This window comes from Sphingomonas sp. J315 (genome assembly GCF_024666595.1).
Taxonomy (GTDB): Bacteria; Pseudomonadota; Alphaproteobacteria; order Sphingomonadales; family Sphingomonadaceae; genus Sphingomonas.
Genome location: NZ_CP088296.1, coordinates 2,208,417 through 2,217,500, shown reverse-complemented (window position 1 = coordinate 2,217,500; position 9,084 = coordinate 2,208,417). Strand labels below are relative to the sequence as shown.

Here is a 9,084-nt window from a genome sequence, read left to right as displayed (position 1 = left end):
CTGTTCCTGACCCAGATCCTCGTGTCGAAGTTCATCCCCGCGCTGAACGAGGTCGCCTTCTCCGCCTATGCGCGGATGCAGGACGATGCGGCGGGGACTGCGGTCGCCTTTGCCCGCTCGGTCCGACTCATCATGGTTGTGGCCATGCCCTTCTATCTCGGGCTCGCCGCGACCGCCGAACCCTTGGTTCATGTCGCGCTGGGGCAAAAGTGGATCGAGGCGGGACCGATCGTCCATCTCCTCGCACTCGCCATGCCGTTCATGACGCTGCAAGTGCTGTTCGCCCCCGCGACCGACGCGCGCGGTCGCCCCGGATTGGGCGCGCAGACGGCGGCGATCGGCGCGCTGCTCCTTCCCGCGGCATTCCTGATGGGGGTGAAATGGGGAGTCGAGGGACTCGCCTGGGCGTGGGTTGCAGTGTGGCCGCTGTTTCTGTTGATCACAGCCGCGCGCAGCTTGCCGGTGATCGGCCTGAGCTGGCGCGACTGGCTCGGCGCGATTCTCCCGCCGGTTTCGGCGGCGGTCGCGATGGCACTGATCGTCGGGCTGGTCGACCGGCTGCTCCCGCCGCTCGCCCCCCTGCCCCATCTGGCATTGCTCACCGCGACGGGGGCGGCGGTCTATGGTGCCTGGCTCTGGTTCTTCGCGCGCGCGACGGTGGAGGATGCGATCCGTATGATCCGGCGGTGACGAAAGTTCGCTACCTCAATGTCCGTTTGCCCTGATGACCGGGTCGCCAAAGCCCCCGGCTTTGGCTGGAACGTCCGGGGGACGTTCCACCTGGTCATTGTCGAAGGGCGATCCCCGACAGCTGTGGCTTCGGCCCTTCGACAGGCTCAGGGCAAACGGCGCGTATATATAGTGCGCAGTTCGACCTAGGCCGTCTGGATATAGGCCCGCATCTGGTCCGCTTCGGCCTCGATCTTCTCGATCCGGTACTTCACCAGATCGCCGATCGACACGAAACCGAGGAGCGTCCCGCCCTCGACAACCGGCAGATGCCGAATCCGCCGCTGGGTCATCAGCGACAGCGCCGCCATCACCGGTTCGGCGCGGGTCACGGTGATCGCCGGCGCGGTCATCACCATCCGCACCTGCGTATCGAGCGCAGCCGGTCCATCGCGCTTCAGGCAGTGGATCACGTCGCGCTCGGAAAAGATGCCGGCCACCACGCCACCCTCGACCACCGGCACCGCGCCGATGCGCTTTTCGGCAAGCAAAGCCACCGCATCGCGCACGGTCGCGTCGCCGCCGATGGTGATGACATCCTGCCCCTTCCCGCCCAGGATTGCCGCGATCGTCATCGCCAGTCTCCTTTGTCCTGTTGAGGCGGTTGAGACTCCCACGTTTCGTCCCCAAATGAAAGGGTATGGAGCCGAACCTCGACAATCCCGATTATGCCCGCCTCGCCTGGGGCCGCTACCGTCGCATCTTCGGGATCGTCGGCGCGCTTGCGCTGGTCTCGGCAATCGTCGCAGTGATCGCGCTCTATATAGCGGTCGGGGAGTTCCAGCTGCATGCCTCGATCGCAATGGCGATCGGGGTCGGCCTGTCGATCCTGCTCGGCGGCGCGCTGATGGGGCTGGTGTTCCTCAGCTCCGGCACCGGCCATGACGAACGCTCGCGCGACGCGACGGAGAAGAGACGGGACTAACGCTGCGGCTTTTGCGGGTCCGGCAAGTCCACCCGATAGGTCAGCGCCTGCGAGCCGTTCGCCGGCACCGTCACTGCCCACAGGTTTCGCCCGTCCTTCTTGCCCAGCCGGGTCGAAGCCCCGCGCATCAGTGGCGGGTCGATGTCGAACTCGCCCTCGAACTGCACCGGAAACGGATTGGCGTTGCGCACGACCAGTTCAAACGCATGGCGGCGCGGTCGGGGCTGCTGCCGCTTCAGCTCCAGCGTGACATTGGCAGTCGCCGGGAATTTGACCTCGACCTCCTCGCCCACCGCCTTGTCGTCGGTGCTCGATTCGTCGATCAGCAGCGACCGATTGCCCTGCTGCTCGAACAGCGCCACCGGCCCAGCGGGCAAAGGCAGCCCCAGCCCGTCACTCTCCTTGTTCAACGCCCGGAGCAGGATCTGCGGCTGTTCGGCACCACCGAACCCGATTTCAGCGCCATAGATGATGCGCACCGGCACCGCGTCCTTGGCCAGCATCGCCACCTGCTTCTGCGATTTTGCAGCGACGGTGGTGCGATCGGGGATGCGATAGGCTTTCAGGTCGCCCAGATCCTCCTGAACCGCCATCCTAACCCGCGCGCCGGTCACCACCACCTCATCCCGGGCTGCGGGTGCGGCCATCATCGGCGGGGGCGGCGGTGGTGGCGGTGGTGGCGGGGGCGGCGGCGGGATCCCGGCTCCTCCTTCGGGGAGATAGCATTTGAATTCAAAACTTTCGACCGTCTCGAACGGGTTGCGGGTCCGTCCGGTCGTGCGGTTGATTTTGCCGGCGATCACCATGGTTTCGGCGTCGGTGAAGCTGGTCATGTCGGTGCTGGCCAATGTCACCCAAGCGAACAAGTCGGCGGTTCTTGCGCCCGCAGCGGTGGCGCCGCCGTCGCCTTTGCCCTCGCGCAATGTCGCCACATAGTTCGCCTGCCAGTCGAAGCCCCAAGCAAGATAGGACAGCGTGATCGTCGCGGTCCCGGCCTGCGGCGAGTCGGTCTCGACCGACAATGTCGGCTTGGCCGACAGCCCCGGCGGCACGCCGTCGTAAACGATCGCATCCTCGGTCGGGCCGCAGTTCAGCACCTCGATCCCGCGCTCGGTCTCGACGATCGCCGCGCCATCGGGGCCGGAGCGGATGATCGCCCGCTCCTCCACCGTCTTGCCGTCCCGCGTGCGGCGCAACGTCACCGGTCGGGCGAAGCCGCGACTGTACAGGCTCGCCGCAGACAGCAGGTCGCCGTCGAGATTCTTCTCGCGCACCCCGGCGGGCAGACCGGTGACGATCGCGCTTTCGGGCAGAATGCCGGACGCCACCCCTTCGAAGCGGATCACCGCGCGGCCCTGCGGGATCGTCACTGTCCGGGTCTCGGTGATCAGTGCATAGCCGCCCAAATAGCTCAGACTGATCTTCTGGTCTGCACTGCGATGTGGTGCGCGATAGATCGTCACCCCGACCGAATCCGGCCCGGCCGAGGTCTGCACGTTCTGCGCCCACGCCCCACCCGTCCCGGCGAGCGTGGTCGCGATCAGCAACAGGGCGGCGCGCCGCACCGGCCGCGCCTCAGTAACGGGTTTCGAAGGTCGCGGTCAGCGTCGCCTCGCCATTGGCGGGGACGCTCACCTTCCACAGCGCCTCATCGGCGTTGATCCGCTCGCTAGCCTGGGTCTCCTCCAGGATCCGCGTGTCCTTCCACCAGCTGTCGAGCCCGCCCTGCGACAATTCGACCACGATCGCGTCGGGCCGCGCATTGGTCAGCGTATAGACCATCGTCGTGCGCCACTTGCTCGACCCCGCGCGCTCGCGCGTCTGCACCACCGACTTGACCTTCACGTCGAACGCCTCGCCGGTCTTGATCGCGAGCCGCGACCCCATCGGGGTGTGCGGGATCGCATTCTCGCCGATGAACTGCGGTGCCCCGCGCGCGTCGCGCATATAGATGCGCACCGTCCCGGCGGGCAGCGCATCGCCCAACCCGCCTTCCGCCGACGAGGAGAAGCGCAACACCGTGTCGACGCTGCGCGGCTGATCCTGCCGACCGAGCCACGGGTTGCGATAGGCATAGGCCTTCGCCGCCGGCGCGCCCGCGACGTCGAGGAAGCTGACCTGCTTTTGCTGGCGCTGGGCGATCGTGGTGCGACCGGGGATCGGATAGACATAGAAGTCGCCGATCCGCTCGCGCCCCGCAGTCTCGGTCCCCGGCACCATCGCCGACGACGCCCCGCGGTTGCTGCCGCCGACCGCCCCCGCAACCAGCAAGGTGTTGGCATTGCTATAGGTGACGCCGCTATTGTTGGTCAGCGTCAGCCAGCCCTGAACGTCGATCTTGCCCGCCTTCTCGTCGAACAGCGCCACATAATCGGACTTCCAGCCCATGCCGTAGGTCAGATAGCTCAACTTCACAGGCCGCGCGCCCGCGGCATCGGCGTCCAGCGTCACCGACAGCGTCGGCCGCGCGCGCAGGCTCGGGGGCAGCGACGGGAAGATCACCCGATCGTCCTTGCCCAGCACCTCGATCCGCCCGCCGATCTCGACCACGGTGCCGTCATTATAGGCGAGCACCTTGGCGGGCAGGCTCTGGCCGCCGCGCACCACGGTGACGTTCTGGCCGACCGCCTTTTCCATCAAGGATTCGGGCGAGAGCAGGTCGAAATCGAAATTCTGCTCGACGATGGTCGCGCCGGGGGCACCGATCGTCACCGTCTCGGGCCGGATCTGCCCGGCGACGTCCGGGAAATCCTGCTTCGACTTGCCCGCAGGCAGGCGCATGTCGCGCTTGTCCTGAACCAGCGCCAGATTGTTGTTGTAGATGGTGACCGCGACGTCGCCCTGCGCCGATTGGGCGGAGGCAGGCACTGCCAACATCGCTCCGGACATTGCGGCTCCGGCCGCAAGAGCCAAGGTCAAACGCCGCATCGCATCCCCCTATGATCTGATGCCCCAGCATCCCCAGCGGGTGCGGCCATGTCAACGGTCAAGGGTCCCGAAACGCAAAAAGACCGGCCCGTAAGTCACGGACCGGCCTTTTCTTTTTTGCAGAGAAGCGCTTATTCGGCGGCTTCCGGCTCGCCTTCTTCCTTCTTCACGCGGCGGCGGCGCGGCTTGACCTCGACCACCTCGCCCTCGACGCCCAGTGCGGGCGGAAGAACGGCTGCGATGTCGCCGCCATGGCCGGCATCGCTGCTCGCCTCGTCACGACGCGAGCGGCCACGACGCGGGCGGCGCTCCTCGGCGGGAGCCTCGTCCTCGTTCGCAGCTACCGGTGTTTCCTCGCCCTCCACGCCACGCGGCTGACGCTCGCGGCGATCATCGCGATTCCGATTGTCGCGGTCGCGGCCTTCGCGATTGTCGCGGCCATCGCGGTCGCGGCGCGGGCGGCGGTCGTTGCGCTCGCCCCGGTCGCGATTGTCGCGATTGTCGCGGTCGCTGCGCGCCTGACGCTCACCCTGCTCGTCGCCCTCATCGGCGAACTCGCCGTCCTGGCTGCGATTGCCCTCTTCGCCCTCGAACTCGTCCTCGTCGCCGTCGAACTCGTCGCGCGGGCGGCGTTGTTGCGGATTCTGTTCCTCGAAGCGCGAACGCGTTTCGGCCAGCACGCGGAAATAGTGATCGGCGAACTGGAGATAATATTCGGTGTTCACCCGGTCGCCCGCCATCTGGGCGTCGCGCGCGAGGTTCTTGTATTTCTCAAGCAGCTGCGCGGCATTGCCGCGTGCGCGATTGTCGATGCGGTTGCCCGAATTGGGGTTGTTGCCGCCGCCCTGCTGGCGCTGGCCACCACGGCCGCGACGGCGACCGTTGTTCGCCTGACGATTGTTGATCAACGTCTGTGTGTCCTGTCCTTACTCAATCCGCCATCGGTCAAACAGCGATCCCGGATGCGTGTTACACCGCGCGCCGCGCCGGTTCTGCGAACCGGAACGGCTCCCGCATGGCTGCCGGACAATCAGCAGCGCACATGCCTTGATTTGGGTCGGCGAACCTTTTCAACGATTTAGGTTGCTGGTGCCTGCCCCGAGCCAATCCTTAGCCCGCGCGGCAACAATCTCCAAGCCTTATATTGGTGCTACGCAGCGATAGTTCAACTTCGCGGCATTTTTGCCGCAACCGCGCGCGGACGTCCGCCAAGGTCGTGGTGGAGGATGGGGTCGAGCCCCGCCGCCCGCATCAGCGCCGACACGGGGTCTGCCTGCGTCCAGCCGATCTCGATCACCGCGATTCCGCCCGGCGCGAGCAGGCGGGGGAGGTCGGGGACGATGCGGCGGTAATCGTCGAGGCCGTCGGCTCCGGCGAACAGCGCGGCGGGCGGTTCGTGGTCGCGTACCTCCGGCCCCAGTTCCTCGGCGGTGCCGATGTAAGGCGGGTTGCACAGGATCAGGTCGAACTGGCCGGCAAGACCCTCGCTCCAGTCGCCGAGCTTGAAGCGCGCTCGCTCGTCCATCCCCAGATCGATCGCATTGTCCTGAGCGTATTGAAGCGCGCGCTCGGAGGCATCGATGCCCAACCCGTGCGCCTCGGGCCATTCAGCCAACGCCGCCAGCAACAACGTCCCCGGCCCGGTACCGAGGTCGAGCACCCGTTTCGGCCCCGACGTTCCAGCGAAATGCGCCACCGCCGCTTCGATCAAGGTCTCGCTGTCCGCGCGCGGCACCAAGACGCCGGGACCGACGCCGATCTCCACCGTCCAGAAGCCGCGTGAACCGGTGATATAGGCGACGGGTTCATGGCCCAGCCGGCGTTCGACCAGCCCCGCGAACCCGTCCGGCTCGGGATCGCCCAGATGCTTCAACAGCAAATCCTGATGCGACACGCCGAGGGCATGCGCCATCAACAACTCGGCATCGAGGCGGGACGTCGCCGACGCAATCCGCGCAGCTGCATCGGCAATCGCCGCCCTAACTCCCCTCCCGCTTGCGGGAGGGGTCGGGGGAGGGCCTGTCACCATAGGAAGCGGCCCGAATGGACAGGCCCTCCCCTAGCCCCTCCCGCAAGCGGGAGGGGAATCATGAGTCGAGTGCCGCCAGCCGCTCCGCCTCATCCTCGGCAACCAGCGCGCCGATCAGTTCGTCCATCTCGCCCTCCAGGATTTCGGGCAGGCGGTGCAGCGTCAGGTTGATGCGGTGATCGGTCACCCGCCCCTGCGGGAAGTTGTAGGTGCGAATCCGCTCCGACCGGTCGCCCGATCCGACCATCGACTTGCGCGCGCCCGAGCGCTCGGTCGCCAGCCGCTCGCGCTCCAGCTCATAGAGCCGCGTGCGGAGCACCTGCATCGCCTTGTCGCGATTCTTGTGCTGCGACCTTTGATCTTGCTGGATCACCACAAGCCCCGTCGGGATATGCGTCAGTCGCACCGCCGAATCGGTGGTATTCACGTGCTGCCCGCCCGCGCCGGACGCGCGATAGATGTCGATGCGCAGGTCCTCGTTGCGGATCTCGACATCGACCTCTTCGGCCTCGGGCAGCACCGCGACGGTCGCGGCGCTGGTGTGGATGCGCCCGCCGCTCTCGGTCACTGGCACGCGCTGGACGCGGTGCACGCCGCTTTCGAACTTAAATCTGGCGAACACGCCCTTGCCCGCGACGCTGGCGACGACTTCCTTATAGCCCCCGGCTTCGGAGGTGCTGGCGGAGATCAACTCGACCTTCCACCCCTGCCGCTCGGCATAGCGGGTGTACATGCGCAGCAGATCACCCGCGAACAGCCCCGCCTCGTCCCCGCCGGTCCCGGCGCGGATTTCGAGCATCGCCGCGCGCTCGTCCGCCGCATCGCGCGGCAACAGCGCCAGCGCGAGGGCGTGATCGGCCTGCGCCAGCGCCGCCTCGTTCGCGCGCAATTCCTCGGCCGCCATCGCGCGCAGCTCGGCATCCGCCTCGCGCGTCATCGCCGCCAGGCTCACCGCCTCGGCGCGCAGCCGCCGCACCTCGCCCGCCGCCGCCGCGACCGGCTCCAGCTCGGCGTATTCCTTGGAAACCGCGACGAACTTGTCCGACGGCAGGTCGCCGGTCGCCATCATCGCCGACAGCTCATCCCGCCGCGCCTCGATCTGCGCGATCCGCTCGGGGGAGATGCGGGTCATCCGTTGCCGATCTCATACATCGATCGCGTCCCACCAGCGAGCAACCCAGCTGGGTCGTCAAAGCGATACCCCGTCCGCAAGGCGCCATCGACCCGTCGCTGAAGATCGCCGGTGTCGGGCGAGGTGAACGAAAGTCGAGCCAGTGAGTGACCGTCAGGCGGCGATACAGCCTGATCAATCGAAATGATAAGTAGGGGTTCCGCCGCCTTGGCTTTGGGGAAACGCTTGCGCTCACTACCCGAGAGAAAAATTTCGGTGCGAACTCCATGACGGCGCAGGGTCGCTGTCGCGCGAATAGCAACATCGTTCACCGCGTTCTTTTCAGCGACGATAGCTACCTCAATCTGCTCGCCCATTGGAGGCTCCAGCAACATCCCCAACCGCTCGATCCCCGCGGCCCAGCCCACGCCAGGCGTCTCCGGCCCGCCCAGATTGCCGATCAGCCCGTCATAGCGCCCGCCGGCCAGCACCGTGCCCTGCGCGCCCAGGCGGTCGGTGACGAACTCGAACGCGGTGTGGCGGTAATAGTCGAGCCCGCGCACCAGCCGCGCGTTGCGCGTCCACGCCACGCCCGCCGCGTCCAGCCCGCTGGTCACTGCGTCGAAGAACGCGCGCGCTTCATCGGTCAGATAGGCATCGATATCCGGCGCCGAATCCGCAATCGGCCGGTCGCGCGGGTCCTTCGAATCCAGAATCCGCATCGGATTCTTCTCGAGCCGCGTCAGGCTGTCCTCGCTCAACTCCTCACGGTGCGCCTCGAAATGCGCGACCAGCGCCGCGCGCCATGCCTCGCGCGTCTCCGCATCGCCCAGCGTATTGAGCTGCAGCGTCACGCCCTCGGATATCCCCAGCTCCTTGAGCAGCTGGTCGGCCATGGTCAGCAGCTCGACATCGGCCTGCGGCTCCGCCGCGCCGATGATCTCGGCGTCGATCTGGTGGAACTGGCGATAGCGCCCCTTTTGCGGCCGCTCATAGCGAAACACGGGCCCGTGCGTGGTCAGCTTGAGCGGGGCATATTGCTGCCACCCCTCGGTGATATACGCCCGGCAAATCCCCGCCGTGAATTCGGGCCGCAGCGTCAGCAGATCGTCGCCGCGATCGGGGAAGGTGTACATCTCCTTCGACACCACGTCCGACGTCTCGCCCATCGAGCGGGCGAACACCGCGGTGGATTCGAACACCGGCACCTGGACCTGCTGGAAGCAATAGAGCCGCCGCACATGTTCGAACGCCTCGACCACGCGGGCGAAGCGGCGCTGTTCGTCGCCAAAGATGTCCTGCGTGCCACGCACGCGTCTGGGGGTTTCTATCCGTGCCATTTGGAGCGGGTCTCTATTGGCT

The 9,084-nt window shown here is 66.8% G+C and carries 9 protein-coding genes (1 of these 9 cut by a window edge); 2 read left to right on the top strand and 7 right to left on the bottom strand.

Features of this window, described 5'->3' with window-relative positions:
* A protein-coding gene (locus tag LRS08_RS11420; protein ID WP_260480744.1) for a lipopolysaccharide biosynthesis protein crosses the window boundary here: on the top strand, positions 1–690 show its 3' end. It extends 780 nt beyond the left edge of the window; 690 of the gene's 1,470 nt are visible here — the last part of the coding sequence; the start codon falls outside the window, past its left edge; it ends in the stop codon at positions 688–690.
* Between the two features lie 185 nt (positions 691–875).
* Here the strand turns inward: LRS08_RS11420 and LRS08_RS11415 are convergent, their stop codons facing one another.
* Positions 876–1,304 carry a CBS domain-containing protein gene (locus LRS08_RS11415; protein WP_257843580.1) on the bottom strand — a complete coding sequence of 143 codons (429 nt, stop codon included), beginning with the start codon at positions 1,302–1,304 and terminating at the stop codon, positions 876–878.
* A gap of 65 nt (positions 1,305–1,369) precedes the next feature.
* Here LRS08_RS11415 and LRS08_RS11410 point away from each other — a divergent pair, with 65 nt between their 5' ends.
* Positions 1,370–1,654: a hypothetical protein gene (locus LRS08_RS11410; protein WP_257843581.1), complete on the top strand. Its 285-nt coding sequence runs from the start codon at positions 1,370–1,372 to the stop codon at positions 1,652–1,654.
* On the opposite strand, the gene LRS08_RS11405 is transcribed toward LRS08_RS11410, so the two are convergent.
* The 6 genes from LRS08_RS11405 to hisS all read right to left on the bottom strand — a co-directional run bounded on the left by LRS08_RS11405 (position 1,651) and on the right by hisS (position 9,062).
* A complete protein-coding gene (locus LRS08_RS11405) occupies positions 1,651–3,219 on the bottom strand; it encodes a DUF4139 domain-containing protein (protein WP_257843582.1) in 1,569 nt (522 codons plus the stop codon). The genes LRS08_RS11410 and LRS08_RS11405 overlap by 4 nt on opposite strands.
* 10 nt (positions 3,220–3,229) lie before the next feature.
* Positions 3,230–4,543 (bottom strand): DUF4139 domain-containing protein, encoded by a 1,314-nt coding sequence (locus tag LRS08_RS11400; protein WP_257843583.1) that lies wholly within the window; start codon positions 4,541–4,543, stop codon positions 3,230–3,232.
* Between the two features lie 170 nt (positions 4,544–4,713).
* Positions 4,714–5,490 (bottom strand): DUF4167 domain-containing protein, encoded by a 777-nt coding sequence (locus LRS08_RS11395; RefSeq protein ID WP_257843585.1) that lies wholly within the window; start codon positions 5,488–5,490, stop codon positions 4,714–4,716.
* A gap of 257 nt (positions 5,491–5,747) precedes the next feature.
* Positions 5,748–6,611: a peptide chain release factor N(5)-glutamine methyltransferase gene (prmC, locus tag LRS08_RS11390; protein WP_257843586.1), complete on the bottom strand. Its 864-nt coding sequence runs from the start codon at positions 6,609–6,611 to the stop codon at positions 5,748–5,750.
* Positions 6,612–6,669: 58 nt separating this feature from the next.
* On the bottom strand, positions 6,670–7,743 hold the full coding sequence (prfA, locus tag LRS08_RS11385; protein WP_257843587.1) for a peptide chain release factor 1: 1,074 nt from the start codon (positions 7,741–7,743) through the stop codon (positions 6,670–6,672).
* Positions 7,740–9,062 carry a histidine--tRNA ligase gene (gene hisS / locus LRS08_RS11380; RefSeq protein WP_260480743.1) on the bottom strand — a complete coding sequence of 441 codons (1,323 nt, stop codon included), beginning with the start codon at positions 9,060–9,062 and terminating at the stop codon, positions 7,740–7,742. The genes prfA and hisS overlap by 4 nt, the downstream gene beginning before the upstream one ends.
* Positions 9,063–9,084 lie beyond the last annotated feature (22 nt).

Excerpts from the sequence above, each read along its gene's own strand:
- LRS08_RS11410 (WP_257843581.1), top strand. The coding sequence starts at position 1,370 with ATGGAGCCGAACCTCGACAATCCCGATTATGCCCGCCTCGCCTGGGGC.
- LRS08_RS11400 (WP_257843583.1), bottom strand. The coding sequence starts at position 4,543 with ATGTCCGGAGCGATGTTGGCAGTGCCTGCCTCCGCCCAATCGGCGCAG.
- prmC (WP_257843586.1), bottom strand. The coding sequence starts at position 6,611 with ATGGTGACAGGCCCTCCCCCGACCCCTCCCGCAAGCGGGAGGGGAGTT.
- hisS (WP_260480743.1), bottom strand. The coding sequence starts at position 9,062 with ATGGCACGGATAGAAACCCCCAGACGCGTGCGTGGCACGCAGGACATC.
- LRS08_RS11415 (WP_257843580.1), bottom strand. The coding sequence starts at position 1,304 with ATGACGATCGCGGCAATCCTGGGCGGGAAGGGGCAGGATGTCATCACC.
- prfA (WP_257843587.1), bottom strand. The coding sequence starts at position 7,743 with ATGACCCGCATCTCCCCCGAGCGGATCGCGCAGATCGAGGCGCGGCGG.